The organism is Zavarzinia marina (assembly GCF_021568905.1).
Classification (GTDB): Bacteria; Pseudomonadota; Alphaproteobacteria; order Zavarziniales; family Zavarziniaceae; genus Zavarzinia; species Zavarzinia marina.
On record NZ_JAKGSB010000001.1, the window covers coordinates 939,899 to 965,166 of the forward strand.

Here is a 25,268-nt window from a genome sequence, read left to right on the forward strand (position 1 = left end):
CCTCGTCAGCAAAGAGGTGGGAACATGGCGGACGGGACGGCCGCAGGGCAGCCAGGCGAAGGCGGCGACACCGCCCCGGTCTTCGCCACGACGCCGGGGAACAGTCCCCTCGCCCCCATGCCCGCGGATTATTGTCCGCCGGGAACGGGCCGCTGGTACGTCCTGCCGTCGGGCAAGGACCGCGGCAAGAAGCTGTTCTTCTGGGACGCCACCTTCGGCGAGGGGACGCCAAGGGCGACCTTCCTCTTCGTCCACGGCAATCCCGAATCCTCGCTGACCTATGGCCCGACCATCGCGACCATGCGCGCGGCCGCGACCGGCGCCTTCCGTGTCGTCGCGGTCGACCACATCGGCTTCGGCCTGTCGGACCAGGCGGATTTCGAGATGGTCGACATGCATCACGCCGACAATCTGGCGCGACTGGTGACGGCGCTCGATCTCCGCGACGTCACCCTGGTCATCCACGATTGGGGCGGGCCCATCGGCACCGGCGCCTTCCTCGACCAGCCGGAGCGCGTGACCGGCCTCGCGCTGATGAACACGACGATCTTCCCGATGCCGGCGACCGGCCCGGTCTATACAAGCTTTCCGGTGCCCGTATTGCTGCCCTGGACCTATCTCGGCCATGTCGTGCCGGACCGCCTGTGGCGCTTCGTGCCGCCCATGGTCATGTTCTCGCCCGGCAATCCCTTCGATTTCGTCTGCCGCCACGTGCCGAATTTCGCCTGGCGGGCGATGACCGGCCGCCTGACCCCGGAAGAGACGCTCTACAAGCGCGCCTTCTCGCCCAAGGCCAACGCGCGGGCATCACGCCGCCACGTCAAGCAGACGCGGGTCTGGGGCCACGGCTATCGCTATCGCGACCCGCGCCACGGCATGCAGGACAACCATGATTTCTACCGGCGGCTCCAGAACGATCTGGTCCCCGAATGGCGCGACCGCGCCATCGACGCCGTCGCCTTCTTCGGCCTGTGGGACCCCTGCGGCAAGGCCGAGGTTCAGCTTCAATGGCTGGAAGCCCTGCCCCGGCTGAACGGCCACATCCATCGTTTTCCCGGCGTCGGCCATTTCGTCGAGGAACATCGCTTCGATGTCATCGGCCGCGAGATCCTGCGGCTGAAGGGCCTGCTCGCCGACGATCGCGGCTGACCGGGCTCGAAGCGGCGGCCGACGTGGCGGGTCTCCCGCCGATTGGTCCCGGCGGGCGTGCCCTCCCCCAGCCCCGCGCCCGACGCCCCCCTAGCCACCGTGCCCGCGCCGGATGCGGAGAGCCGGCACCAGCGCCAGGGCGATCAGCCCGGCCGCGATCAGAAAGGTGACGCGCATCCCGAAAGCGACGGCATCGGGCTCGGCCGTCGCCATCTCGCCGGTGCCGGCCGCCAGGGCGAAGACCGCGCCCATGGCCGATGCCCCGCTGACCAGTCCGAGGTTGCGCGACAGGCTGAGCACGCCCGAGATCACGCCGCGCAGGCCGCCCTCGGCCCCGGCCATGACCGCCGTATTGTTGGCGGCCTGGAACAATTGGTACCCCGGCGTCAGGATGGCGACCGCCCCGACATAGCCGGCGACACCGAACATGCCGGGCAGGAGCGCCAGACCGGCGGCACCGCACGCCATCAGCCCGAGGCCGAGAACGATCACGCGCGTCGCGCCAAGGCGATCGACCAATCGCCCGGACGGCACGCCGCTGAAGGCCGAGAGCACGGGACCGACCGACATGACGAGACCGACCGTGGCCGCCCCCAGCCCCAGGCCGCGGGCGAGATAGAAGGGGCCGACCACCAGGGTCGCCATCATCACCGTGGCGACCAGTGCATTCGCGGCGAGGCTGGCGCCGAGGCGCCGATCGCGCCACACGGCGGGAGGGATCAGCGCCGCCGCCGCCCGCATCTCGACCCGATGGAACAGGAGGGCGAAGATCGCGGCCGCCAGAAGCAGAGCCGCTATCGTGACGAACCGGCCGGTCCCGGCGGTCATGGCGAGCGCATAGGCGGCCAGCGCCGCGCCGAGCAGCACGGTGCCCAGGCCGTCGAAACCCGGCCGCTCGACCCGGCCGCCGCCGGCCGGCAGGTAACGCCGCGCGAGGAAGACGTTGGCCGCCCCCATCGGCACCATGACGAGAAAGATTGCCCGCCAGCCGGGCCCCGCCAGCAGCAGACCGCCGAGGGAGGGCCCGAGCGCCGTGCCGATGGCCGACATGGTGCCGAGCAAGCCCATGGCGCTGCCGGTCCTGGACGCCGGCACGGCTTCGCGCACCAGGGCGACGGTCAGCGCCATCAGGACCGCCGCGCCGAGCCCCTGCGCCACACGCGCCGCGACCAGCAGCCAGAGGCTGGGCGCCACGGCGCAGAATGCCGACGCCGCCGTGAACAGCAGCAGGCCCGCCGAAAGCACCCGCCCGTGCCCCAGGGCATCCCCAAGGCGCCCTGCCGCGACGATCATCACGGTGACCGTCAGCAGATAGCCGAGAACGACCCATTGCACGGCCTGCAACGGCACCGAAAACGCCGTGCTCAAGGCCGGCAGCGCGACATTCGCGATGCTGACGCCCAGGGACGCCAGCAACATCGAAAGAGCCAGGCTGGCAAGCGCCCAGCGCGCCGACCCCTGCACGTCCTTTCCAACGACCGCCTTCACGTCGACCTCCGTCCATCGATGGCATCACCGAAAACCTAGGTCGCCGTTTGGAGGGGCGGAATACGCATGATTTTCACTCTAATAGTGCATCAAACGCCATGTCTGATGTCGCCGGCTGCGCTATGATCGCGCCATGCCGACACCGGATCTGAATCTTCTCGTCACCCTCGACGTGCTCCTGACCGAAGGCAATGTCGCGCGGGCGGCGCGGCGCCTCGGGCTCAGCCCTTCGGCGATGAGCCGGGCTTTGGCGCGCCTGCGCGCGGCGACGGGCGATCCCCTGCTGGTGCGCGCCGGGCGCGGCCTGGTGCCGACGCCGCGCGCGCTGGAACTCCAGCACAGCGTCGCTCCCCTGGTCGAAGATGCGAAGGCCGTGCTCAGCCCGGCGGAAGCGCCGGATCTGAAGCATCTGTCCCGCACCTTCACCTTCCGCACGCGCGACGGTTTCGTCGAGAATTTCGGCTTGGACCTCCTTGCCCGTGTCGCCGTGGAGGCGCCGGGCGTGCGCCTGCACTTTCGCGAGAAGCCGGACAAGGAGAGCGCGCCGCTGCGCGATGGCGGCGTCGACCTGGAGACGGGCGTGCTGGGCCCTTCGGCCGGTCCCGAAATCCGCCTGCAGGCGCTGTTCCGCGATCGCTTCGTCGGCGTCGTGCGCGCGGACCACCCCTTGAGCCGGGGCGGGATCAGCCCCGCGCGCTTCGCCGCCGGACGCCATATTGCCGTCTCTCGCCGGGGCCGCGACCGCGGGCCCGTCGACGCCGCGCTGGAGACGCTGGGGCTGACGCGCGACGTCGCGACCGTGGTCGGCGGCTTCTCGACCGCGATCGCGCTCGCCCGGGACTCCGATCTGATCGCCGTCGTGCCCGAACGCTACACCGGAAGGCTTCGCGCCGGCCTGTACAGCTTCGACCTGCCCGTCGCCGTGCCGGGTTTCACCGTTTCCCTGTTCTGGCACCCGAGACTCGACGCCGATCCCGTCCATCGCTGGCTGCGCGGCCGGGTGCGCGACGTCTGCGCCGGACCGGCGGTACCATAGGCCGGTGCGCCCCGACGCGGCCCTGCCATGCACCCTCTTGCCAAGGCACCGGGAAACCCCTAGATATCGGCCCACATCGAGAGTTGGGGTGACGCCCAACGCCAACCTGCCGTCCGGGCAAGGTGGCGCTTCCTTCGGGAAGGATGTGGCCGCTCCGGCAACCAAACGGAAACAGGCCACGCGTCTCCCCGGCTGCATGAGGAAAGACGCGAAGATGCCGATCAAGATCCCCGACGACCTGCCCGCCAGCCGTGTGCTGGAGCAAGAGGGCGTCATGGTCATGCGGGAGACCGACGCGGTCCGCCAGGACATCCGCCCGCTGAAGATCGGCCTTCTCAACCTGATGCCGAACAAGATCAACACCGAGACCCAGCTCGCCCGCCTGACCGGCGCGACGCCGCTGCAGGTCGAACTGACCCTGGTGCGGATCAGCAACCATATTCCGCGCAACACGTCGGCCGATCACATGGCGACCTTCTACCGCCCGTGGGAGGAGGTGCGCACGGAACGCTTCGACGGCTTCATCATCACCGGCGCCCCGGTCGAGAAACTGGCGTTCGAGGACGTGACCTATTGGGACGAGTTGCGCCGCGTGTTCGACTGGACCCATACCCACGTCCATCGCAGCTTCAACATCTGCTGGGCGGCGCAGGCGGCGGTTCATCATTTCCACGGCATGGGCAAATACGAACTGCCGGAAAAATTGTTCGGCATCTTCCGCCACCGCAATCTCGCCCCGGCCTCGCCCTTCATGCGCGGCTTCTCGGACGATATCGCCATCCCGGTGTCGCGCTGGACCGAGGTGCGGCGCGAAGACATCCCGGCCGACAGCGGGCTGGAGATCCTGGCGGACAGCCGGGAGGCCGGGCTGTGCCTGCTGCACGACCATCGCCACCGGGCGCTGCAGATGTTCAATCACCTGGAATACGACACCGGCACCCTGGCCGACGAATATCTGCGCGACGCGGCGACGCCCGAGGGCAGCCGCCTGCCGCGCAATTACTTCCCGGGCGACGATCCGAAACAGCGGCCGGTGAACATCTGGCGCAGCCACGCCCACCTGCTGTTCGGCAATTGGATCAACGAGATGTATCAGACCACGCCGTTCGAGATGGGCCGAATCGGCCGTCATTCATGACCGTCGCCGCCCGGCCCGTGGTCGCCGCGCTGGCGGTGGTGATCAGGAAGGGTGCCGTGCTTCTGGTCCGGCGGCGCAATCCGCCGGATGCCGGGCTCTGGGGCTTTCCGGGCGGCAAGGTCGAATTCGGCGAGACGGTGGAACAGGCGGCGATCCGCGAACTCGCCGAGGAAACCACGGTGGCGGCGGTCCCCGGCCGCGCCTTCGCCGCCGTCGACGCCTTCGACCATGACGAGGCCGGCATCCTGAAGCGCCAATTCGTCCTGATCGCCGTCCGCTGCCGCTGGCTGTCGGGCGAGCCGGTCGCCGGCGACGACGCGATGGAAGCCGCCTGGTTTCCCCTTTCGGCACTTTCCGACGGCACCCTCGAAACCAGCCTCGGCGTGGCCGAGGTCGCCGCCCGCGCGACGGCCGAAGACGCCGGCTGAGGCCGCGCCGCCCCCGCCCCGGGGGGAACAATCGCCGCGCCGCGGCATTCCTTGCCCATGACCCGCGCCACCCGATGGGGGGCGCGGGTCCCGCCCCGGCCCTCGATGCCGGCTCGCGGATATCGGGCGCCCTCCGCCGTGCTCCGGCACCGGCGGCCCGCGCCAAGAAGAACGAACGGCCCTTTCGCAGACGACGGATGCCCCGCATCCGGGCGACGGGTCCGCTCACCCCCGGCACGGGCTTCGGCTCGCCGTTGCCCTGCCGGATGGCAACCAGTGGAGAAGGAGTTCGACCATGGCAACCCATGCCTCGACCAATGGCCATGCCGAGACCAAGACGAAACACCCCGAGGGCTCGGAAAGCGTGGAGACCCTGCGCGCCGACATCGACGCCCTGCGGTCCGGCCTGTCCGAATTGACCCGCAGCCTGCGCCAGACCGGCCGCGACGGCGCCGGCATCGCCGCGGCCGAAGCGAAAGCCGCGGCCGGCAAGGCGCGCGAGGCAATCCAGGCCGGCAGCGCCCGCGTCGGCGAGGCGGTGAAGGCACGGCCGGCGCTGGCCTGCGGCGTCGCCATCGGCGTCGGCGCCCTGCTGGGCGCGGCCATCGCCAGGCGCCGGTGAGCGCCATGTTGCGGCTCGTCGTGACGGCGCTCGCCGTCGCCTGTCTCGTGGTCGCGGGAGTCGGCTTCGCCGGCTTCGGGATCTACGAGGCTCTGGCGCCTCAATTGGGCGTGCCCCTGGCGGGCATGGTGACGGGGGCGCTTGCGTTCGTCGCCGCCGTCCTGCTGACCCTGCCCGCCCCGCGCCCGGCGCGGAAGCCGGCGGATGAGTCGGAGCTCGAGGAGCTGACCTCGCTCGCCGGACAGCACCCGCTGACCGCCGTCGTCCTGGCCACCCTGGTGGGGGCCGGCACCGGCGCCCGGCGCTGACCCCGTTCACAAAGGAGACAGAGACATGCTTGGATGGGTCATCACCTTTCTCGTCATCGCCCTGATCGCGGCCGTGCTCGGCTTCGGCGGCATTGCCGGCACCGCGGTCGGCATCGCGAAGCTGATCTTCTTCATCGCGATCGTGCTGTTCCTGATCAGTGCCCTGGTCGGCGCCCTGCGCGGCCGCCGGCCGCCGCTCTGACCGGAACGCAAGAGGACTTCGGACCGGGCCCCGGCGGCCCGGTCCGGCGCCTCGCTTCCCGATCCGGGGTCAGGCCGCCGCCATCAGCGCGTCGCGCATCAGGCCATGGACCAGGTTGATCGCCTTCAGCGGCCGGATCATCACCTTGAAGCTGTCGATCCTGCCCTCGGCATTCCAGGTGATCATGTCGATGCCGTTGATCGCGATGCCATCGACCGTGACCTCGAATTCCAGCACCGCCGAGGTCTCGTTCCACCACAGGTTCGTATAGGTGAAACTGTCGTTGCCCAGCACCTTATGGGCGGTCGACAGATATTTCGCCGTGATCCGCTTACCCTCCTGGGGCGTGTGCACCACCGGCGACATGAAGATCGCGTCCTCTGCCAGGATCGTGTCGAGACCCGACATGTCCCCGCTTTCGAACAGGGCGAGCCATTGTTTCAGGGTTTCCGGCTGCATGCTCTCCTCCTCTTTTCGCGAAGCCTAGCACGGCGGCGCCATGTCGGAACGCCCATCCTTCGGTGGGGCGGATCGCTGCTTTCTTCCGCCACGGAAACGTGATGTTATAACATTACGAACCGATGCCCGCGGAACCGAAGCCATGAACCACCTCGCCCCTTCCCTGCCGCCACCGGAAACGTCGCGGGTCATCATCGGCCGTGATGCGGACGTGCTGGGGCGGCTGCAGACCCGGGAGGTCGCGCTGGCGATCTGGCCCCGACGTCTGCCTGCCCCTCTCGCCGACTGGCTCGACGCGCTGGCCGCGGGGCTCTTTCCCGATTTCAGGATTCAGGTCGACGTGGCGGATCTGCCGGCCGCCCTGGAGGCCATGATCGCCGCCTCGCCCCTGCCGGCGGGGCCGGAACGCCAGATGCTGGTCGACGATGTCTTCACCCTGGCCTGGCGCTTCGCCGCGACCCTCGACCTTGCGGCGGTCGACGTCCGGCTGGAGCCGATCGGCGGCGACGCCTGCTGGAAATTCCATCGCGACCATGTGCCGGCGCGCCTGGTGACGACCTATGCCGGCCCGGGAACGGAATGGGTGCCCCCAAGCTTCGCCAGCCGGGCGATCGAGGACCAGAAGGATTACGCCGGCCCGCTGGAACGGCTTTCGGCGGGCGACGTCGCCCTGTTCCGGGGCTGCGCCGGCCATCACGGCCATGGCCATGGCGACGACCACGCGCACGGCATCGTGCACCGCTCCCCGCCCGTCGCGGGCACGGGTGTCACGCGGCTTCTGCTGTGCCTGAACCCGCCCTCCCTCGCCTCGCCGCCGGCTTGGCGGAAGGGTTGAGACGGCGGCCGTTCACCGCCAGATCCCTGCCCTTCGATCGACGACGGCCCCGTCGCGCCGACCGGCGTGCCGTCGGCGCCGTCCGCGCGGCGAGGGGCCTCGTCTCCTCGGACCGGAAATCCCCACTGGGAATAGCCGCCTTGACACGCGGTCATCAGGATTGATATTGATCACATGTGTTCATTTATGAACTACATTGTATATGCCAATGGCGCCAACGGTGAGCCACGCGCAAGACACGCACGGCGTCGCGGCCCGCGCCGGAAACCTCGGGAGAAGCGCGTGAGCATGTGGCTGGCAGCGGTCCTGATCCTGATGGCCGGGGCTGCCTTCGCTTTCGTGCGGGAGAAGCGGCGGCGGCGCACCCATCCGGTCGCCGGCGGCCTGAGGGCCGACGTCACCCTGCCCCACGACCAGGAATTCGAGCTCTACGGCAACGCCTTCTCCCATTGCTCGCGGAAGGCCCGGCTGGTGCTGGCGGAATTGGGCATCCCCTATCGCCATCGCCACGTCGACCTGATCGAGACCGGCAGCTATGGCACCATCGCCCCCGAGTATCTGCGGATCAATCCGGCGGGTCTGATCCCGGTCCTGCTGCACGGGGGCCATCCGGTCTATGAATCCGACGAGATCCTGGCCTATGCCGCGCGCGTGGCCGGCCCCGACGCCCCGCCGCTCACGCCGCGCGAGGACGCGGGACGGGCCGAAATGGCGTGGTGGATCGACTATTGCAGCCTGTCGAGCAGCGACCCCATGGGTGGCGCGGCCGAGCGCCTGGGGGCCTGCATCCCCGGCCTGACGCTGCCCCTCTTCGCCGCCATGATCCGCCATGTCCCGGCGCATCGGATCGCGGTCGGCCTCCTGTTCCATTTCGACCGCAAGCGCCCCGCCTTCTTCCTTCTGGCGCGGCTGCTGGGCATGCGCCTGGTCATGCGCCTGCCTCCGATCGCCGCCTTGATCGAGGCCGGCCGGGCCCCCATGCGCGGCCATCTGGAAAGGGTGGAGGCGACGCTCCGTGACAATGCCGGTCCCTGGCTGCTGGGCGCGCAATTCACCCTGGCCGATATTTCGCTGGCCTGTGCCCTGCTGCGCCTGGAAGAGACCGGCTGGCTCGCCCGCTTCGCCGCTGGCGGCGGGCTCGATGCGACACTCGCCTATTACGGCCGCGTCCGGGCACGCCCGTCCTGGCGGGCGGCGATCGAGGACATGCGCCACCCCCTGGTCGAGCGCGGCGTCGCGGACCTGCGCGCGAGCGCGCTTATCGTGGCGGAAAAGGGATAGTGGTGAGCCGGGTGGGAATCGAACCCACGACCACATGATTAAAAGTCACGTGCTCTACCGACTGAGCTACCGGCTCACGCAATCGGGGCCCGGATTCGCCCGGGCCCGAGGGGGCGCACCATAGAGGCGGGGCGCGGGGAAGGTCAATAGTCGGCCTCGCCCCTGCCGTGGGCCTCTACGAAGGCGTCGAGACGGCCCCGGCGGATGGCGCTGCGCAGGCCCGCCATCAGGTCCTGATAGTGCTGGAGATTGTGGGCGGTCATCAGCATGGCGCCCAGGATCTCCTGTGATTTCACCAGGTGGTGGATATAGGCGCGGGAATAGTCGCGGCAGGCCGGGCAATGGCAGCGGGTGTCGAGCGGCGCCGGATCCTCGGCGAAGCGCGCGTTCCTGATGTTGATCGCGCCCTGGCGGGTGAAGGCCTGGCCGTTCCGGCCCGAGCGGGTGGGCATCACGCAGTCGAACATGTCGATGCCGCGCGCCACCGCGCCGACGAGGTCCGAGGGCTTGCCGACACCCATCAGGTAACGCGGGCGATCGGCCGGCAGATGGGGCGTCGTCGCGGCGATGGTCTCGAACATGACGTCCTGCGGTTCCCCGACCGCGAGACCGCCCAGCGCATAGCCCGGAAAATCGATCGCCACCAGACCTTCGGCCGAGGCCCGGCGGAGGTCGAATTCGGTGCCGCCCTGGACGATGCCGAAGATCGCGCGCCCCGGCGGCGGTTCGGACTTCAGGAAGGCGTCCTTGGAGCGTTTGGCCCAGCGCAGCGACAATTCCATGGCGCGCGCCGTCTCGTCCCGGCTGGCGGGCAGCGCCACGCATTCGTCGAGCTGCATGGCGATGTCGCTGTCCAGCAGGCGCTGGATCTCGATCGAGCGTTCGGGCGACATGGCGTGCTTCGAGCCGTCGATATGGGACTGGAAGCTGACCCCCTCCTCCGTGATCTTGCGAAGGGCCGCGAGCGACATGACCTGGAAGCCGCCGCTGTCGGTCAGGATCGGGTGGGGCCAGTTCATGAAGTGGTGCAACCCGCCGAGGCGCGCCACCCGCTCCGCCCCCGGGCGCAGCATCAGGTGATAGGTATTGCCGAGGATGATGTCGGCGCCGGCCTTGCGCACGACCTCGGGCATGCAGGCCTTCACCGTCGCCGCCGTGCCCACGGGCATGAAGGCGGGCGTGCGGATGACGCCGCGCGCGGTCCGGACATGGCCGGCGCGGGCCATGCCGTCGCGCGCCTCGACGAAGAAGCCGAAGTCGAGAGCGGTCATGGCGCATCCTCCAGGCGGTCGATCAGGCAGGCGTCGCCATAGGAGAAGAAGCGGTATTCCGCCTCGATCGCATGGGCATAGGCGGCCTTCATGCGCCTGGTGCCGGCCAGCGCCGATACCAGCATGAAGAGGGTCGATTTCGGCAGGTGGAAATTGGTCATGAGCGTGTCGACGGTGCGGAAGCGATAGCCGGGGGTGATGAAGATGTCGGTCCAGTCGGCGAATTCGGCGACGCTGCCGTCCGCGCGGGCCGCACTCTCGATCAGGCGGAGCGCGGTGGTGCCGACGGCGATCACGCGCCGCCCCTCGGCCCGGGCCCGGTTGATGGCGCCGACGGCCTTTGTGCGCACTTCGCCCCATTCGGCGTGCATGCGGTGATCGCGGGTATCTTCCGCCTTCACGGGGAGGAAGGTGCCGGCGCCGACATGCAGCGTGACCATGGCACGTTCCACGCCCATGGCATCGAAGGCGGCGAGCATGCCGGGCGTCAGATGCAGACTGGCGGTGGGCGCGGCGACGGCGCCGGTCTTGGCCGCGAAGACGGGCTGATAATCGGTCCGGTCCTGGGCGTCGGGTGCCCGCAGCTTGGCGATATAGGGCGGCAGCGGCATGGTGCCGACACGGTCCAGCGCCGCCATCAGATCGGTCCCGGCGCGGTCGAAGGCCAGGGTGATCGGGCCTTCCGGATCCTTGGCGGTCACGGTCGCCGTCAGGCCGTCGGCGAATTGAACCAGGGCCCCCGGCTTGAACTTCCGGCCCGGTTTGGCCAGGCAATCCCAGGTGGAATCGTCGAGGGCGCGGATCAGGTTCAATTCCACCCGCGCCTCGCCGATCGCGCCTTCGAGACGGGCCGGGATCACCTTGGTGTCGTTCAGGACCAGGAGATCGCCCGGGCGGAACAGGGCCGGCAGGTCGGCGACGGTGAAATCGGCCAGGCCATCGTCGGTGATGCGCAGCAGGCGTGCCGCCTCGCGCGGGACGGCCGGACGAACCGCGATCCGCTCCGGCGGCAGGTCGAAATCGAAATCGGCGACTTTCATCTTCGCGCGCGCCCCTTCAAACGACGATGGCCGGGAATCTCCCGGCCATCGCAATCAATCGTGACGGCAATTATTATTGCACGTCGGCCTGGACCTTCATCGAGATGATCTTGTCCTTGGGATCGGGCACCGAGCCGGACTGGCCGACGCCGCGCTTGATCTTGTCGACGAATTCCATGCCCGAGGTCACGCGGCCGACCACGGTGTACTGGCCGTCGAGGAAGCGGGCGGGCTGGAAGCAGATGAAGAACTGGCTGTCGGCGCTGTTCGGGTTCTGCGCGCGGGCCATGCCCATGGTGCCGCGCAGGAACGGCTCGTTGGTGAATTCGGCCTTCAGGTTCTTGCCCGAACCGCCCATGCCGGTGCCGGTCGGGTCGCCGGTCTGGGCCATGAAGCCCTCGATCACGCGGTGAAAGACGATGCCGTCATAGAAGCCTTCGCGCGTCAGTTCCTTGATGCGGGCGACATGGACGGGCGCCAGGTCCGGGCGCAGCTCGACGACGACGGTGCCGTCCTTCAATTCGAGCAGAAGGGTGTTTTCGGGATCGGCGGCGGCCGCGGCAGTGGTCATGGCAAACATCGCTATCAGAATGGCAAACAGGCGCTTCATACCCCAACTCCTTCCAAAGGTCTTGGGTTAAAGGTCAAAAAAATCAGGCGGATTTGAGGCTTTCGAGCTTCGTCTTCAGGCGCGCGGCGACGACCGGCGGCACGAAGGCGGCATAATCGCCGCCCAGCTTGGCGACATCCTTCACGAGGCTGGAAGCGATCGCCTGATGCGCCAGATCGGCCATCAGGAACACGGTCTCGACCTCCGGCGCCATGGTCGCGTTCATGCCGGTCATCTGGAATTCATAGTCGAAATCCGTGCCCGAGCGCAGCCCGCGCAGGAGGACGATGGCGTCGTGGGCGCGGGCGAAATCGACCACCAGTCCCTTGAAGGGCACCACCAGGATCTCGGCATTGCCCGGCTTGCCCGCCAGATCGGCGACAAGTTCCTTCATCATGTCGAGCCGTTCCTCGAAGTCGAACATCGGCGACTTGCCGGAATTGACCCCGATGCCGAGCACGAGCCGGTCGACCAGCCGCGCGCCGCGCCGGATGATGTCGAAATGACCCAGCGTCGGCGGATCGAAGGTGCCGGGATAGACGCCGACCCGCATCATTCGGCGCCCTCCCCATCCGGCGACTCGGGACCTTCGGCCTCGGCGCCGTTTTCGGCCTCGGCTTCGAGATCGTCCTCGTCCTCTTCCTCGAGCCAGGTGACGGAGACCACGCTCTCGTCCTCGGCCGTGCGGAACAGGGTGACGCCCTGGGTGTTGCGGCCGGCCTTGCGGATGTCGTCGACCGGGCAGCGGATGACCTGACCGCCGTCCGTCACCAGCATGACCTGATCACGGTCGGACACCGGGAAGGCCGCCACCAGGGCACCGTTTCGGGCATTGGTCGAGATCGCCGTGATGCCCTTGCCGCCGCGCCGCGTCAGCCGGTACTCATAGGCCGAGGAGCGCTTGCCATAGCCGTTCTCGGTGACGGTCAGGAGATATTGCTCCCGCGCTTCCAGGTCGGCGAAACGCTCGTCGCTCAGGGCCACCTCGGCCCCCTCCTCGCCCTCGTCCTCGTCGTCGGGGGCGACGGCGTCCACCGCCTCCTCCTCGCCGTTGGCGGCCTTGCGCTGGGCCTTCAGATAGGCGCGCAATTCCGCCGGCGTCGCCTCGACATGGTCGATCAGGGCCATGTCCACGACCCTGTCGCCGTCGTCGAGGCGGATGCCGCGCACGCCGGTCGAATGGCGGCTGGCGAATTCGCGCACCTCATTGACCGGGAAGCGGATGGCACGGCCGCTGTTCACCGCCAGCAGGATGTCGTGGCGCTCGACGTCGCAAGGCGCCACGGCGATCAATTCGTCGTCCGCGTCCTCGCCCTCGAACTTCATGGCGATCTTGCCGTTGGCGCGCACGTCGACGAAATCCGACAGGGCGTTCCGCCTGATGTTGCCCTTCTTGGTGGCGAAGACGACGTGCAGCTTCTCCCAGGTCTCCTCGTCCTCCGGCATGGGCATGACGGCGGCGATGCGCTCGCCCGCGGTCAGCGGCAGGAGATTGACCAGCGCCTTGCCCCGCGATTGCGGCAGGCCTTCGGGCAGGCGCCAGACCTTCATCTGATAGGCGATGCCGCGCGAGGAGAAGAACAGCACCGGCGTATGGGTGTTGGCGACGAAGACGCGGGAGACGAAATCCTCGTCCCGTGTCGCCATGCCGGTCCGGCCCTTGCCGCCCCGGCGCTGGGCGCGATAGGCGGTCAGCGGCACGCGCTTGATGTAGCCGCCGTGGGACACGGTCACCACCATGTCCTCGCGGGCGATCAGATCCTCGTCCTCCAGCTCGCCCGAATAGGCGACCACTTCGGTTCGGCGCGGGTTGGCGAATTCCTCCTTCACCGCCATCAGTTCGTCGCGCATGACGCCGAACAGGATTTCGCGGCTGCGCAGGATCGACAGCAGATAGGTGATGCGCTCGCCCAATTGCTTCAGCTCGTCGCCGATCTCGTCCCGGCCGAGCGCGGTCAGGCGCTGCAGGCGAAGATCGAGGATGGCGCGGGCCTGGACCTCGGTCAGGCGGTAGGTGCCGTCGACGGCACCCGGCTGCCCCGTCTCCTCGACGAGACGCAGCAGGGCGTCGACGTCGGCCACCGGCCAGTCGCGGCTCATCAGCGCTTCGCGCGCGCTCGCCGGATCGGGCGATGTGCGGATGACCCTGATCACCTCGTCGATATTGGCGACGGCGACCGCGAGGCCGGCCAGGATATGGGCCCGGTCGCGTGCCTTGTTCAATTCGAAGCGGGTACGCCTGGTGATCACGTCCTCGCGGAATTCCACGAAGGCCTGGATCAGCTGCTTCAGGGTCATGGTCTGCGGGCGGCCGTGGTCGATCGCCAGCATCTGGATGCCGAAGCTCTGCTGTAAGGGCGTGTGCTTAAACAGTTGATTCAGAACGACATCGGCGATGGCGTCGCGCTTCAGCTCGACCACCACGCGGACACCGTCGCGGTCCGACTCGTCGCGGATCTCGGCGATGCCGTCGATCCGCTTGGAGCGCATCTCGTCGCCGATCTTCTCGAGAAGATTGGCCTTGTTGACCTGATAGGGGATCTCGGTCGCGATGATGGCGAAGCGGTCCTTGCGGATCTCCTCGACATGGGTCTTGGCCCGCATCAGGACCGAGCCGCGCCCGGTGAGATAGGCCTGGCGCGCGCCGCCGGCGCCGATGATCAGGCCGCCGGTCGGGAAGTCCGGCGCCTGCACGATCTCGATCAGGCGCTCGATCGGGACATGGGGATTGTCCATATAGGCGAGACAGGCATCGACCACGTCGCCCAGGTTATGGGGCGGGATGTTGGTCGCCATGCCGACGGCGATGCCGCCCGCGCCATTGACCAGGAGATTGGGGAAGCGCGCCGGCAGGACCACCGGTTCGCTGGCGCTGTCGTCGTAATTGGGCTGGAAATCGACCGTATCCTTGTCGATGTCCTCCAGCAGGGCATGGGCCGGCTTGCCCATGCGGATTTCGGTGTAACGCATGGCGGCGGGCATGTCGCCGTCCATGGAACCGTAGTTGCCCTGGCCGTCCAGCAGCGGCAGGCGCATCGAGAACGGCTGCACCAGCCGCACCATGGCCATGTAGATCGCGCTGTCGCCATGGGGGTGATATTTACCCATGACGTCGCCGACGATGCGCGCCGACTTGCGGTAGGGCTTGTTCCAGTCGTAGCCGCTCTCGTTCATCGCATGGAGGATGCGGCGGTGAACCGGTTTCAGACCGTCACGGGCGTCCGGCAGCGCGCGCGAGACGATCACGCTCATGGCATAGGACAGATAGGACTGCCGCATCTCCTCTTCGATGGAGATCGGGGCGATGTCGGAACCCGGGGGAACGGCGCCGCCGGCTGTGCCGTCGGGCGGCAAACCGCCGCCGTTCGGCGGGCCCGCGTCCTGCGGTTCCGGCTGGTCTGCGGTATTGGGGTCGGTCAAATGATGCGCTTGCGGTTTGCGCCGGTGATCGGCGTCTCGGAAGCAGGGCCAGGCGCCTCGTCCGTAACCGGAATGTAGCAACTCGGACGGCGCCATTGCCAGAGCGAAAAAACGCCCTACAACCCATTGATATCAAAAGTAAAATAAGCCCCCGAACCGCCTCCCCCCGCGACGCCCCCGGCACCGCGCCGAAGAATCGCCCGATCGGCGCCCTCGAGGGCCGGAGTCGCGTGCCCGACCGTGACAAGACGGGCCGCCGAAGGCCATAATCGGCGTCTGACCGGGGGCCGCATGATCGAGACGTTTCTGATTTCCTTCACCACCTTCTTCGCCACCATCGGCCCGGCCGACGTCGCCGTCCTGTTCGCCGCCCTGACCGGCAACAACACGCCGGCGGAACGGCGCGGCATCGCCCTCAAGGGAACATTGTTCGCGGGCGGCATCATGGTGATCTTCGGCCTGATCGGCGATCCGCTGCTCCGCATGTTCGGGATCTCCCTGCCGGCGCTTCGGGTCGCGGGCGGCATCCTTCTCCTGCTGATCTCCCTCGACATGGTGTTCGTGCGCCATTCGGGCGGCAATTCGACCACCGACGAGGAAGAGGCGGAGGCGATGGACCGGCCGGACATTTCCGTGGTGCCGCTGGCCACCCCCCTGCTGGCCGGGCCGGGCGCCATCGGCTCCATCATCCTGCTGACCTCGGCGACCGACGATCCCCTGCGCGAAACGATGGTCTTCCTCGGCCTCGCCGCGGTGCTGGCGGTCGGTTACCTGATGATGCTGGCGGCGACGGGGGTACAGCGGGTGCTGGGCGTCACCGGCGTCCACGTCATCAGCCGCATTTTCGGCGTTCTGCTGGCCGCCCTTGCCGTGCAGTTCGTCTTCGACGGCCTGAAGACCAGCGGCCTGTTCAATATCGGCTGAGACGCGAGAAAGCGGGTTGACACCGCGCCCCCTTCGCCCAATCTACAACTATGTAAATATAAGGCGCCGGTGCCGCGGGCACATGGGCGCCAGGGACCGAAGGACGCGACCCATGGCCAGCCTGACCCCGATCACGCCCCGGAACATCACCTTCAAGGTCGATGGCACCAGGACGCTCTGGTGCGACGATGACGCCGCCCGCACCGCTTTCTTCGACGGCCTGTCGATCATGTTCCCGGAGGGCGAGCGCTTCTTCATGGAAGCGGTGCGCGACAATGCGGCCGGCATCACCGATCCCGCCCTGAAGCGTGACATCCAGGGCTTCACCACCCAGGAGGCGATCCACAGCCGCGAGCACATGCGCTACAACCGCATGCTGACCGAGCGCGTGGGCGAGGTCGTCACCCGCCTGGAAGACGCGGAAAAGAAGCGGATCGAGTTCGCGAAGCGGGTGATGGGCCCGCAACAGCGCCTGGCGATGACCATCGCGCTCGAGCATTTCACGGCGATCATGGCGGACCACCTGCTCCGCTTCCCCCACATGCTCGATGGCGCGGATCCGGAAATGGCGCGCCTGTGGCGCTGGCACGCGATCGAGGAGAGCGAGCACAAGGCCGTCGCCTTCGACGTCTACAGGGCGGTCTATCCCGGCCTCGGCGGCTATCTGCGGCGCATCTGGCTGATGCTCGTCACCACCACCACCTTCACCTTCTTCATGTCGGTCCATATCAACGCCATCATGAAGGCGGACGGGCGCGCCACCTGGGGCAACCGCTGGCGGCTGGTGAAACTGTTCTGGGGCCGCAACGGGGTGATCACCCGGACCCTGCCGTCCTGGCTCGCCTATTTCCGGCCGGGCTTCCATCCCTGGATGCACGACAACCGCGGCCTGGTGGACAGCCACCGCGCGCGCCTGGACGCGACCGCCTGACTCACCGGTCGGCGCCCGCCGCCACCGATGATTCACTTGGAAAATCCGAGTTAAACCCTAGGATGCATGGATCGCTATTCCAGGCGGAGTTGATCCATGCGCCGATCGTTCACGCTGATACTGCCCCTGCTCGCCCTGCTGACGTTCCTCGGCGCGGCCCGCGCGCAGCAGCCGGAAATGAGCGACGCCGAATTCGAGCGCCTGTTCACCAGCCTGCGTTTCATCGAAGGCGACATCACACTGCGGGACGATCTGGCGAATGTTTCGCTGACGCCGGATTTCCAATTCCTCGGAAGCGGTGACGCCCAGACTTTCCTGACCAAATTCTGGGGCAATCCCCCTGAAGCCAGTCGGGGCGTGCTGGGCTTGATCATGCCGGCGGAACCCCACCCCCTGTCACCCGATGCCTGGGCCGTCGTGATTTCATACGAGGCTGCCGGCTACATCAGCGACGGCGATGCCGCCGACATCGATTACGACGACCTCCTGCGCGACCTGCAGGAGGCGACGGAAGACGGCAATCCGGCACGCGAGAAACAGGGCTACGAGGCGATCCATCTGCTCGGCTGGGCCCGCGCGCCGCATTACGACCCCGCCACCAAGAAACTGCATTGGGCCAAGCGCCTGCGTTTCGGCGACGCCCCGGAAGAAACCCTGAACTACGAGATCCGGATTCTCGGGCGTCGAGGCTATCTGGACCTCAACATCGTCGGCGCCATGGCGCAGTTCGAGGCGATCGACAGCCAGACCGATACGATCCTGTCCATGGTGCAATTCAACCAGGGCCATACGTATGCCGAGTTCGACCCGGAGGTGGACGAGACCGCGGCCTATGGCATCGCCGGCCTGATCGCCGGCGGCGTCCTGGCCAAGGCCGGCTTCTTCAAGGGCCTGATCGCCCTGGTCATCGCCTTCAAGAAGGTCTTCATCATCGGCGCCGTGGCGCTTTTCGCCGGGGGTTGGCAGATCTTCAAGCGTGTGTTCCGCCGCGGCGGGGAGACCGGCGTTTGAGCCAGCCCCTGCCCGACTGGACGGGCGCGGCCCTGGCGGGCTTTCTGCTGCCGGGCGGCATGATCTGGTTCCTGTGCCATCATTACGGCATCGACGCCAAGGCCAAGGCTCTGGCCGGCGCCTTCGCCACGGGCGCCGCCGGCACCGTGCTCAGCCTCATCGCCGAAGAGATGCTGTGGCCCGTGCTGGCGGATCGCTTCGACCCGCCCTGGGGCGGGCTGTTCCGGGCGTTCGTCCTGATCGCCCTGACCGAGGAGACGATCAAGCTCTCCCTCATCACCGCACGCGGCGGCGATGGCAAGGACGCCAGCTACGGCGCCTTCGTCATGGCCGCGGCGGCGATCGGCGCGGGTTTCGCGGGTGTCGAGAATGGGCTCTATGTCGGGCGTTACGGGACGGAAGTGCTGGGCATCCGGCTGCTGACCGCAACCCCCTTCCACATCTTCAACGCCGTGCTCGCGGCCTGGGCCATCGCCCGCTACCTGGTCGGCGGCCGCATCGAATGGCTGGCCGCCGCCCTGACCCTGTCGGTCGCGCTCCACGGTCTCTACGACTATCTGCTGGACGACTCGCCGTTCGGCAACATGCTGTTCCTGATCGCCCTCGCCATGACCAGCCTGCCGGCCGTCGCCGTGCTGCGCCGTCTTCGTCCGGCGCCCGTGCCCTGAGATCCGAAACCGCCCCTATTCGGAGGCGGCAAGCGGGCGGGGCATCGGGCGGCGGAGGCGGGCGAATTCGCGCAGGATCTGTTCGCGCCAGTGGTTCACGTCGGCGTCGTGGATCACCTTGTTCATCTTGACCATGCGCTCCCGCGCCTCATCGACCGACATGTCGAGGGCGCGGTCGAGCGCCTTGTCCATGGAACGGTGCGAGTTCGGGTTGATCAGCAGGGCATCCGGCAGTTCGACCGCGCAGCCGGCGAATTCCGACAGCACCAGGACACCGGTGCGGCCGAAATTGGCGGCGATATATTCCTTGGCGACGAGGTTCAGCCCGTCGCGCAGCGGCGTCGTCAGGCAGATGTCGGCGACGCGGTAGTGGGCCAGCAGTTGCTCGAAGGGAATCGCCTGGGAGAACAGCACCACGGGCGTCCACTCGAAGCGCGAGAAGCGGCCGTTGATGCGCCCGACCAGCGCCTCGATCTCGCGCTGGGTGGTCTCGTAGACCGTCATGGTCGAGGCCGCCCGGACCGAGGTGACCAGCAGCTTGATCTCGCCGATCAATTCGGGCCGACGCTCCAGGAGACGCTCGAAGGCCAGCAGGCTTTCGATCATGCCCTTGGTGTAGTCGGTACGCCCGACCGCGACCATCAGCCGGCGCCCGCCCATCTCCTCGACCAGGCGGCGTTGCAGATCCTCGCTCTCCGGCGTCTCGAGGACGCGCTGGATGCCGTTCGGGTCGGTCCCGACCGGCGCCGTCGACAGATGCACCTGATGCCCGCCGTGATCGAGCCGCGTCGGCACTTCAGGCTCGGACAGGGCCTGGCCGATCGGCGACAGCGCCTCCGAGACCCGCGCCGTCTGGTCGATCATCGCGCCGCACAGCGCCTGCGCCGCCTCGGCGAAATTCTTGGTGTAGCGCGGGATGTGGAAACCGACCTGGTCGCAGGCCAGCAGGCTTTCCATGATCTCCTTGCGCCACGGCAGGATGTTGAAGACATCGGCCGCCGGGAACGGGGTGTGATGGAAGAAGGCGATGCGCGCGTCGGGCTTCAGTTCGCGCAGGAAGCCGGGCACCAGCCACAGGTTATAATCGTGGATCCAGGCGACGCCGTCGTCCGCCAGTTGTTCCGCCGTCGCCTCGGCGAAGAGGCGGTTGACCTCGCGGAAGGTCTCCCAGTCGACATTGTCGTATTGGAACGCCTGGGGGAACGAATGGAGGATCGGCCACAGCGCCTCCTTCGAGGTGACGTGGTAGAAGCTCTCCACCTGATCGGCGGTCAGCGGCAGGCGCGAGACGGTGAAGCCGCCGTTGACGTCGTTGATGTGGACGACACGGTCGAAATCCACCCCCACCGACGGCTCGAAGATCTTCCAGGCGATCCAGGCGCCGCGCCCGGCCTCGATGCCGTTGAACAGGCTCTTCAGGGTCGGCACGATGCCGTTCGGGCTGCGGTTCGGGCGGAATTCCACACCCCCGTCGACCGCCACCTCCTCATAGGGTTGACGGTGATAGACGATCGCCAGCGACGATTTCTTCATGTTACGCCCCTACCCTGAAATCGAAATGCCTCAGGGCATCGGCGATGCCCCCCGCCCCTTCGAAGGGGCTGTGAAAGACCGTCGGCCGCGTCGCGATCGCGGTGATCAGGTCCGGTTCGGAATTGCCGACGGCGACGCCCTTCAGACCGGTCTCGAACAGCGAGAGGTCGTTCAGCGTATCGCCCGCCACCAGGACCTTGGCCGGATCGAGGCCGAAATGCTCGACCAGGCGCAGCAGGGTCGGCCCCTTGGCGACACCCTTGGGCAGCACGTCGAAGAAGCGCCCGGCCGAGATCAGGCCGTCGAACCCCTCCGCCTCGACCCGCTGGACGAGGTCGGGCGCCAGTTCCGCCGGTTTGCAGTCGTAGGAGACGCGATGGCGGAACGGCGTCGGCTGCAGGGTCAGGCCCGGCTCGTCCTTCAGCATGTCGACCACGCGGTCGCCGGCATCGCCCCAGCGGGTCGCGATCTCGGCCTCGAGCGCCGGGATCGGCTCGAAGGTCTCGCCGTCGTAGATGGAGGTGCCGACGTCGCCGATGATCAGGCGCGGCCGCGGCATGCCCGGCTGGGCCACCAGTTCGGCGATGAAATCGATGTCGCGGCCGGTGACGAAGATCAGCAGCAGGTCGTCGCGGTCCTCGATATGGCCGTAGAGATGGGCGCGCTGCTCCTCGCTGCCGCCGAGGAACGTACCGTCCAGATCGGTGGCCAGGACGCAATTCCACTCACGCGTTTCACTCATGCGGATAATCTTCCCTCTTCGGGTTGTCTTCCCTCTTCGGTCGGTTTGACGTCGTCCCCCGGCGCGGGTGCCGCCGGATGGGGGATCAGCAGGTCGTTCTCCGCCTCCAGCGGTTCGGGGCGCAGGTGGCCGGTCATCAGGCCGGCCATGACCTCGTCGATCGGGGTGCCGTTCAAGACGGCCTCGACGCCTGCGCAGATCGGCATCTCGACCCCCAGGCGGCGCGCCAGGGCGCCCACGGTCGCGGCATTGACGGCACCCTCGACCACCGGGCCGTCCGCCGACATATGGGGGTTCTTGCCTTCGCCCATGGCCTTGCCGAAGGAGAAGTTGCGCGACTGTTCGCTGGAACAGGTGAGCACCAGATCGCCCACCCCGGCGAGGCCGCCGAGACTGTCCGCCCGGGCGCCGAGGGCGACCGCGAGGCGCGTCAGTTCGGCAAGGCCGCGGGTGATGATGGCGGCCCGGGCATTGGAGCCGAGGCCCCGCCCCTCGGCGATGCCGCAGGCGATGGCGATGACGTTCTTTACCGCGCCGCCGATCTCGGCGCCGATCACGTCGTCCGACAGATAGGGGCGGAAGGTCAGGGTGGCGAGGCTGACGGCGACGCGGGCGGCCAGATGGCCGGGGCCGAAGCCGTCGTCCGATTCGGCGGCAATGGTGACCGCCGTCGGCAGTTCGCGCGCCACTTCGGCGGCGAAGGTCGGGCCGGACAGCACGGCCAGCGCATGGCCCGGCAGTTCCTCCGCGACGACGTCGCTCATCAGCGCGCCGGTCTCGCCGTCGACGCCCTTGGCGCAGACGACGACCGGCGTTCCCGCACGCATCAGGCCGCGGCAGCGCCGCGCCATGGCACGCAGGTGCTGGGACGGGGTGACCAGAAGGACGAGGTCGGCATCCTCGAGCACCAGGCCGAGATCGCCGGAAACCATGATGTCGGTCGGAATGTCGATGGGGGCCGGCAGGAAGGGGTTGCGGCGTTCCCGCGCGACCTGTTCCACGACCGCGTCCTCACGCGCCCAGAGGGCGACCCGGCGCCCGGCGCGATGCGCGGTCAGGGCCAGCGCGGTGCCCCAGGCCCCGGCGCCGACCACGGCGATTCTGTCGAAAGCCTCGGGCTCGGCCGAGGCGGCTTCAAGCGAAGCGAAATCCTGCATGGGTACCTCCACATGCGACTATGGCGCTGGCGGGCGCCCGATGTCTCCCCCAATCCACTCGATCATGAGCAAATGACGATTTACAGACCTTCTATCGGATAAATCACAACTTGTCAATATATCACAGTAAATCCACGCACCTTAGAACCACACGATAAATTAATTTCCAGCATCGAATTCGCAAAACATTATTTCGTAAAGAAGCATCAACGGAATTTCGTTGCGTTGCATTGCATTTCTATATTGGCAAGAATTTCGATTATTTTGGACGAATGAATACTTTAACTCAAGAAATTGTGCTGCCGCACGGTCATGTCGCCGCTGCGTACAACCGGGCCGCAGCGCAAAAAAAGCGGCCCGCCGGGCCGCTTTTCCGATGGGATCGGTCCGGCCGATCAGAAGGGGATTTCGTCGTCGAGGCCGGGCCCGCCGCCGAAGCCGCCACCGCCGCCCGAACGGCCGCCGCCGCCGGAAGAGCCGCCCCGGCCGCCACCACCGCCGCCGCCGAAACCGCCGCCCGAGGAGCCGCCGCCATAGCCGCCGAAGTCGCCGCCGCCCATGTCGTCGCCGCCACCGCCACCGCCGCCATCACGGCCGTCCAGCAGGGTGAGCTCGCCCCGGAACTTCTGCAGGACGACTTCGGTCGAATAGCGCTCCTGGCCGCTCTGATCCTGCCATTTGCGGGTCTGGAGCGCGCCTTCGAGATAGACCTTGCTGCCCTTGCGCAGATACTGCTGGGCGATGCGGGCCAGATTCTCGTTGAAGATGACGACGCGGTGCCATTCCGTGCGCTCGCGCCGCTCGCCCGTCATGCGGTCCTTCCAGCTTTCCGAGGTGGCGACCGACAGGTTCACCACCGGGCTGCCGTCCTGCAGGTTGCGGGACTCGGGGTCGCGCCCCAGGTTGCCCACCAGAATGACCTTGTTCACGCTGCCCGCCATGGCTCTCCCCTCGGTCGCGCGCCCCGGGGCGCGCTGATTCATCGCTGACTGAAGATAGACGCCGCCCGGTCAGATGCCGAGGGCCTTGAGGCGGGAATAGAGGGTCGTCGGCTTCATGTCCAGCATCTCGGCGGCACCGCCCCGGCCCGAGACGCGGCCGCCGCAGGCATCCAGGGCGCGGCGAATGTTGTCCCGTTCGAGACGCGCCATTTCGCCGGCCGTCAGCACACGCTCCGGCACCGGTTCCGCCGCCGGCGGCGACTCGGCCTGGCCGCCGAGGCCCGGCAGATCGAAGCGCAGCACGCCGTTCCGCGACAGGATCGCCGCGCGCTCGACGACATTCTGCAATTCCCGCGCATTGCCCGGCCAGCCATAGGATTTCAGGGCCTCGACATGGGCCTTGGTCAATTGCGGCTTGGGCACGTTCAGGCGCGCGCAGGAGAGATCGAGGAAATGGGCGGCGAGGCCCGGGATGTCCGAAGGCCTCTCGCGCAAGGGCGTGCATTCGATCGGAAAGACGTTGAGGCGGAAATAGAGATCCTCGCGAAAGCGCCCTTCCGCCGCCTCGCGCTTCAGGTCGCGGTTGGTGGCGGCGATCACGCGCACGTCCACCGGCCGGCTGCGCCCCTCCCCCACCCGCTCGACGCAGCGTTCCTGGAGAACGCGCAGCAGCTTCGATTGCTGATCCAGCGGGATCTCCCCGACCTCGTCGAGGAAGATGGTGCCGCCGTCCGCCAGCTCGAAACGCCCGACCCGGTCGCGCAATGCCCCCGTGAAGGCGCCCTTGGCATGGCCGAAGAATTCGCTCTCGAACAGGTCGCGGGGGATCGCCGCGCAATTGACGCGGATCAGCGGGCGGTCGCGCCGCGCCGAAGCGTGATGGATGGCGTGGGCGACCAGTTCCTTGCCCGTGCCGCTCTCGCCGGTGATCAGCACATTGGCGTCGGTCGGCGCCACCAGGTCGATCTGCTGCAGGAGCTTGTCGACGGCGCCCGACTGGCCCTTGATGGTGGCATGGTTGGAATGGCTGCGGATCTCTTCCTGGAGATAGGCGTTCTCCTGTTCCAGCCGCTCGCGCAGGCGGGCATTCTCCTCCAGCGTCGCGGTCAGACGCTCCTCGTTGCGCTTTCGCTCCGTGATGTCGCGGAAGATGATCACGGCACCGACATAGGCGCCGGAATCGACGATGGGGGTGGAGGTATATTCGACCCTTATCGTCCGCCCGCTCTTGGTCCAGAACACTTCGTCGTCCACGCGCTTCACCGTGCCCTGGCGGAAGGCGTTGTAGATCGGGCATTCCTCTTCCGGGTAATGGCTGCCGTCGGGCTTGTGGTGATGAATGGCGCCATGCATCGCCTTGCCCACCAGTTCCGACGGGTCATATTCCAGCATGCGCGCCGCCGCCGGGTTGACGAAGGTGGTGATGCCATGGGCGTTGACGCCATAGATGCCCTCGCCCGCCGCCGCCAGGATCAGGCGGTTCTCGCGCTCCAGCTCGCGGAAATAGCGTTCGGCCCGGCGCCATTCGTCGAGGCCCCGGCGGTGATAGGTATTCGCCTCGTCGTCGACCGTGCGCCGCGCCAGCGCCTTCAGGTCTGTGATCCCGACATAGAGACAGGGCTCGCCCTGGAAGGCGACCGCGATCGCGCGATGCTCCAGCCGCAACGGCTTGCCGTCCGCGCCCGAGACCGAAAGTTCGCGGGTATAGGCATGGCCCCGGTCCATCGCCTCCTCGGTGAAGACGTGGAGCGTGCCGCGGGCGTCGCGGTAGAGCTGGTCGATCATGCAGCCCGCCGCCCCGACCTCGGCCAGGCGGAACAGGCGCAGCGCGGCGCGGTTCAGCCGCAGCACGCGGCCCGACAGCGGATCGAGAATGAAGGCCGGTTCCGGATCGCGCTCGAAGGCGGCGCGCAGCACCGCCCCGGTCAGTTCGAGCGGGGCGACATCCGCGAGCGGCCCCGGCACCTCCATGCGCGGCACCAGCGCGCTGTGGCCATCCACCCGTTTCGCCTCGCTGCCATCCGCCATGACGCCCCACCACGAAATTTCGTAAAAGAACTCTACGAAATTTCGT

Annotated in this window: 25 protein-coding genes, 1 tRNA gene and 1 riboswitch; of the genes, 13 read left to right on the top strand and 13 right to left on the bottom strand. The window is 67.8% G+C overall.

Annotation, left to right across the window (positions count from 1 at the left end):
- Nucleotides 1-24 precede the first annotated feature (24 nt).
- Nucleotides 25-1,149, top strand: a complete 1,125-nt coding sequence (locus L2U69_RS04480; protein ID WP_236105352.1) for an alpha/beta fold hydrolase — start codon at nucleotides 25-27, stop codon at nucleotides 1,147-1,149.
- A 90-nt stretch (nucleotides 1,150-1,239) separates the two neighbouring features.
- Here L2U69_RS04480 and L2U69_RS04485 read toward each other — a convergent pair whose 3' ends face one another.
- Nucleotides 1,240-2,637, bottom strand: a complete 1,398-nt coding sequence (locus L2U69_RS04485; RefSeq protein WP_236105353.1) for an MFS transporter — start codon at nucleotides 2,635-2,637, stop codon at nucleotides 1,240-1,242.
- Nucleotides 2,638-2,770: 133 nt separating this feature from the next.
- Between L2U69_RS04485 and L2U69_RS04490 the strand changes: the two genes are divergently transcribed.
- The 6 genes from L2U69_RS04490 (at nucleotide 2,771) to L2U69_RS04515 (ending at nucleotide 6,371) form a co-directional block, all read left to right on the top strand.
- Entirely contained in the window at nucleotides 2,771-3,673 is a 903-nt protein-coding gene (locus L2U69_RS04490) for a LysR family transcriptional regulator (RefSeq protein WP_236105354.1), read from the top strand.
- A 68-nt stretch (nucleotides 3,674-3,741) separates the two neighbouring features.
- Nucleotides 3,742-3,848: riboswitch (SAM-I-IV-variant riboswitch) on the top strand.
- Between the two features lie 39 nt (nucleotides 3,849-3,887).
- A complete protein-coding gene (locus L2U69_RS04495; protein WP_236105355.1) occupies nucleotides 3,888-4,811 on the top strand; it encodes a homoserine O-succinyltransferase in 924 nt (307 codons plus the stop codon).
- A complete protein-coding gene (locus tag L2U69_RS04500; RefSeq protein WP_236105356.1) occupies nucleotides 4,808-5,239 on the top strand; it encodes an NUDIX hydrolase in 432 nt (143 codons plus the stop codon). The genes L2U69_RS04495 and L2U69_RS04500 overlap by 4 nt, the downstream gene beginning before the upstream one ends.
- A gap of 295 nt (nucleotides 5,240-5,534) precedes the next feature.
- Nucleotides 5,535-5,861 (top strand): hypothetical protein, encoded by a 327-nt coding sequence (locus L2U69_RS04505; RefSeq protein ID WP_236105357.1) that lies wholly within the window; start codon nucleotides 5,535-5,537, stop codon nucleotides 5,859-5,861.
- Nucleotides 5,862-5,866: 5 nt separating this feature from the next.
- Complete coding sequence (locus L2U69_RS04510; RefSeq protein WP_236105358.1) at nucleotides 5,867-6,169, top strand: hypothetical protein; 303 nt, start codon at nucleotides 5,867-5,869, stop codon at nucleotides 6,167-6,169.
- Between the two features lie 25 nt (nucleotides 6,170-6,194).
- Nucleotides 6,195-6,371: a DUF1328 domain-containing protein gene (locus tag L2U69_RS04515; RefSeq protein ID WP_236105359.1), complete on the top strand. Its 177-nt coding sequence runs from the start codon at nucleotides 6,195-6,197 to the stop codon at nucleotides 6,369-6,371.
- Nucleotides 6,372-6,440: 69 nt separating this feature from the next.
- Here the strand turns inward: L2U69_RS04515 and L2U69_RS04520 are convergent, their stop codons facing one another.
- The gene (locus L2U69_RS04520) at nucleotides 6,441-6,830 is read right to left on the bottom strand and encodes a nuclear transport factor 2 family protein (protein ID WP_236105360.1); all 390 of its coding nucleotides are present in this window, start codon (nucleotides 6,828-6,830) and stop codon (nucleotides 6,441-6,443) included.
- A 142-nt stretch (nucleotides 6,831-6,972) separates the two neighbouring features.
- On the opposite strand from L2U69_RS04520, the gene L2U69_RS04525 reads away from it, so the two are divergent.
- Both L2U69_RS04525 and L2U69_RS04530 read left to right on the top strand, forming a co-directional pair.
- Nucleotides 6,973-7,665 (top strand): DUF1826 domain-containing protein, encoded by a 693-nt coding sequence (locus L2U69_RS04525; protein ID WP_236105361.1) that lies wholly within the window; start codon nucleotides 6,973-6,975, stop codon nucleotides 7,663-7,665.
- A gap of 288 nt (nucleotides 7,666-7,953) precedes the next feature.
- On the top strand, nucleotides 7,954-8,946 hold the full coding sequence (locus tag L2U69_RS04530; protein ID WP_236105789.1) for a glutathione S-transferase family protein: 993 nt from the start codon (nucleotides 7,954-7,956) through the stop codon (nucleotides 8,944-8,946).
- Here the strand turns inward: L2U69_RS04530 and L2U69_RS04535 are convergent.
- From L2U69_RS04535 to gyrA, 6 genes are all read right to left on the bottom strand, one after another.
- Nucleotides 8,947-9,022 (bottom strand) — tRNA-Lys (locus L2U69_RS04535). It abuts the gene before it with no gap.
- Nucleotides 9,023-9,089: 67 nt separating this feature from the next.
- Entirely contained in the window at nucleotides 9,090-10,217 is a 1,128-nt protein-coding gene (gene tgt, locus L2U69_RS04540; RefSeq protein ID WP_236105362.1) for a tRNA guanosine(34) transglycosylase Tgt, read from the bottom strand.
- Entirely contained in the window at nucleotides 10,214-11,257 is a 1,044-nt protein-coding gene (gene queA / locus L2U69_RS04545) for a tRNA preQ1(34) S-adenosylmethionine ribosyltransferase-isomerase QueA (RefSeq protein ID WP_236105363.1), read from the bottom strand. Before queA ends, tgt begins: the two co-directional genes overlap by 4 nt.
- A gap of 73 nt (nucleotides 11,258-11,330) precedes the next feature.
- Complete coding sequence (locus L2U69_RS04550) at nucleotides 11,331-11,828, bottom strand: peptidylprolyl isomerase (RefSeq protein ID WP_236105364.1); 498 nt, start codon at nucleotides 11,826-11,828, stop codon at nucleotides 11,331-11,333.
- Nucleotides 11,829-11,910: 82 nt separating this feature from the next.
- Nucleotides 11,911-12,423 (bottom strand): pantetheine-phosphate adenylyltransferase, encoded by a 513-nt coding sequence (gene coaD / locus L2U69_RS04555; RefSeq protein WP_236105365.1) that lies wholly within the window; start codon nucleotides 12,421-12,423, stop codon nucleotides 11,911-11,913.
- Complete coding sequence (gene gyrA, locus L2U69_RS04560) at nucleotides 12,420-15,221, bottom strand: DNA gyrase subunit A (protein ID WP_268967270.1); 2,802 nt, start codon at nucleotides 15,219-15,221, stop codon at nucleotides 12,420-12,422. Before gyrA ends, coaD begins: the two co-directional genes overlap by 4 nt.
- Nucleotides 15,222-15,578: 357 nt before the next feature.
- On the opposite strand from gyrA, the gene L2U69_RS04565 reads away from it, so the two are divergent.
- From L2U69_RS04565 to L2U69_RS04580, 4 genes are all read left to right on the top strand, one after another.
- Complete coding sequence (locus tag L2U69_RS04565; protein WP_236105366.1) at nucleotides 15,579-16,211, top strand: MarC family protein; 633 nt, start codon at nucleotides 15,579-15,581, stop codon at nucleotides 16,209-16,211.
- 112 nt (nucleotides 16,212-16,323) lie between these two features.
- Nucleotides 16,324-17,142: a metal-dependent hydrolase gene (locus tag L2U69_RS04570; RefSeq protein WP_236105367.1), complete on the top strand. Its 819-nt coding sequence runs from the start codon at nucleotides 16,324-16,326 to the stop codon at nucleotides 17,140-17,142.
- Nucleotides 17,143-17,238: 96 nt separating this feature from the next.
- Nucleotides 17,239-18,153: a DUF2167 domain-containing protein gene (locus L2U69_RS04575; protein WP_236105368.1), complete on the top strand. Its 915-nt coding sequence runs from the start codon at nucleotides 17,239-17,241 to the stop codon at nucleotides 18,151-18,153.
- A complete protein-coding gene (locus tag L2U69_RS04580) occupies nucleotides 18,150-18,821 on the top strand; it encodes a PrsW family glutamic-type intramembrane protease (protein WP_236105369.1) in 672 nt (223 codons plus the stop codon). The genes L2U69_RS04575 and L2U69_RS04580 overlap by 4 nt, the downstream gene beginning before the upstream one ends.
- A 15-nt stretch (nucleotides 18,822-18,836) precedes the next feature.
- On the opposite strand, the gene ggpS is transcribed toward L2U69_RS04580, so the two are convergent.
- From ggpS to L2U69_RS04605, 5 genes are all read right to left on the bottom strand, one after another.
- Nucleotides 18,837-20,354: a glucosylglycerol-phosphate synthase gene (gene ggpS, locus L2U69_RS04585; RefSeq protein ID WP_236105370.1), complete on the bottom strand. Its 1,518-nt coding sequence runs from the start codon at nucleotides 20,352-20,354 to the stop codon at nucleotides 18,837-18,839.
- A gap of 1 nt (nucleotide 20,355) precedes the next feature.
- On the bottom strand, nucleotides 20,356-21,096 hold the full coding sequence (locus tag L2U69_RS04590) for an HAD family hydrolase (RefSeq protein ID WP_236105371.1): 741 nt from the start codon (nucleotides 21,094-21,096) through the stop codon (nucleotides 20,356-20,358).
- Complete coding sequence (locus L2U69_RS04595; protein WP_236105372.1) at nucleotides 21,093-22,253, bottom strand: NAD(P)H-dependent glycerol-3-phosphate dehydrogenase; 1,161 nt, start codon at nucleotides 22,251-22,253, stop codon at nucleotides 21,093-21,095. The genes L2U69_RS04590 and L2U69_RS04595 overlap by 4 nt, the downstream gene beginning before the upstream one ends.
- Before the next feature lie 395 nt (nucleotides 22,254-22,648).
- Nucleotides 22,649-23,194, bottom strand: a complete 546-nt coding sequence (gene ssb / locus L2U69_RS04600; protein WP_236105373.1) for a single-stranded DNA-binding protein — start codon at nucleotides 23,192-23,194, stop codon at nucleotides 22,649-22,651.
- A 69-nt stretch (nucleotides 23,195-23,263) separates the two neighbouring features.
- Nucleotides 23,264-25,222 (bottom strand): sigma 54-interacting transcriptional regulator, encoded by a 1,959-nt coding sequence (locus L2U69_RS04605; RefSeq protein ID WP_236105374.1) that lies wholly within the window; start codon nucleotides 25,220-25,222, stop codon nucleotides 23,264-23,266.
- Nucleotides 25,223-25,268: the final 46 nt, after the last annotated feature.

What these genes read in the sequence shown, in the direction of transcription:
- L2U69_RS04495 (WP_236105355.1), top strand. Translation starts at nt 3,888, where the DNA reads ATGCCGATCAAGATCCCCGACGACCTGCCCGCCAGCCGTGTGCTGGAG.
- L2U69_RS04570 (WP_236105367.1), top strand. Translation starts at nt 16,324, where the DNA reads ATGGCCAGCCTGACCCCGATCACGCCCCGGAACATCACCTTCAAGGTC.
- L2U69_RS04595 (WP_236105372.1), bottom strand. Translation starts at nt 22,253, where the DNA reads ATGCAGGATTTCGCTTCGCTTGAAGCCGCCTCGGCCGAGCCCGAGGCT.
- coaD (WP_236105365.1), bottom strand. Translation starts at nt 12,423, where the DNA reads ATGATGCGGGTCGGCGTCTATCCCGGCACCTTCGATCCGCCGACGCTG.
- L2U69_RS04500 (WP_236105356.1), top strand. Translation starts at nt 4,808, where the DNA reads ATGACCGTCGCCGCCCGGCCCGTGGTCGCCGCGCTGGCGGTGGTGATC.
- queA (WP_236105363.1), bottom strand. Translation starts at nt 11,257, where the DNA reads ATGAAAGTCGCCGATTTCGATTTCGACCTGCCGCCGGAGCGGATCGCG.
- ssb (WP_236105373.1), bottom strand. Translation starts at nt 23,194, where the DNA reads ATGGCGGGCAGCGTGAACAAGGTCATTCTGGTGGGCAACCTGGGGCGC.
- tgt (WP_236105362.1), bottom strand. Translation starts at nt 10,217, where the DNA reads ATGACCGCTCTCGACTTCGGCTTCTTCGTCGAGGCGCGCGACGGCATG.
- L2U69_RS04525 (WP_236105361.1), top strand. Translation starts at nt 6,973, where the DNA reads ATGAACCACCTCGCCCCTTCCCTGCCGCCACCGGAAACGTCGCGGGTC.
- L2U69_RS04480 (WP_236105352.1), top strand. Translation starts at nt 25, where the DNA reads ATGGCGGACGGGACGGCCGCAGGGCAGCCAGGCGAAGGCGGCGACACC.
- L2U69_RS04505 (WP_236105357.1), top strand. Translation starts at nt 5,535, where the DNA reads ATGGCAACCCATGCCTCGACCAATGGCCATGCCGAGACCAAGACGAAA.
- L2U69_RS04530 (WP_236105789.1), top strand. Translation starts at nt 7,954, where the DNA reads ATGTGGCTGGCAGCGGTCCTGATCCTGATGGCCGGGGCTGCCTTCGCT.
- L2U69_RS04490 (WP_236105354.1), top strand. Translation starts at nt 2,771, where the DNA reads ATGCCGACACCGGATCTGAATCTTCTCGTCACCCTCGACGTGCTCCTG.
- L2U69_RS04590 (WP_236105371.1), bottom strand. Translation starts at nt 21,096, where the DNA reads ATGAGTGAAACGCGTGAGTGGAATTGCGTCCTGGCCACCGATCTGGAC.
- L2U69_RS04520 (WP_236105360.1), bottom strand. Translation starts at nt 6,830, where the DNA reads ATGCAGCCGGAAACCCTGAAACAATGGCTCGCCCTGTTCGAAAGCGGG.
- L2U69_RS04605 (WP_236105374.1), bottom strand. Translation starts at nt 25,222, where the DNA reads ATGGCGGATGGCAGCGAGGCGAAACGGGTGGATGGCCACAGCGCGCTG.
- L2U69_RS04575 (WP_236105368.1), top strand. Translation starts at nt 17,239, where the DNA reads ATGCGCCGATCGTTCACGCTGATACTGCCCCTGCTCGCCCTGCTGACG.
- L2U69_RS04515 (WP_236105359.1), top strand. Translation starts at nt 6,195, where the DNA reads ATGCTTGGATGGGTCATCACCTTTCTCGTCATCGCCCTGATCGCGGCC.
- ggpS (WP_236105370.1), bottom strand. Translation starts at nt 20,354, where the DNA reads ATGAAGAAATCGTCGCTGGCGATCGTCTATCACCGTCAACCCTATGAG.
- L2U69_RS04510 (WP_236105358.1), top strand. Translation starts at nt 5,867, where the DNA reads ATGTTGCGGCTCGTCGTGACGGCGCTCGCCGTCGCCTGTCTCGTGGTC.
- L2U69_RS04550 (WP_236105364.1), bottom strand. Translation starts at nt 11,828, where the DNA reads ATGACCACTGCCGCGGCCGCCGCCGATCCCGAAAACACCCTTCTGCTC.
- L2U69_RS04565 (WP_236105366.1), top strand. Translation starts at nt 15,579, where the DNA reads ATGATCGAGACGTTTCTGATTTCCTTCACCACCTTCTTCGCCACCATC.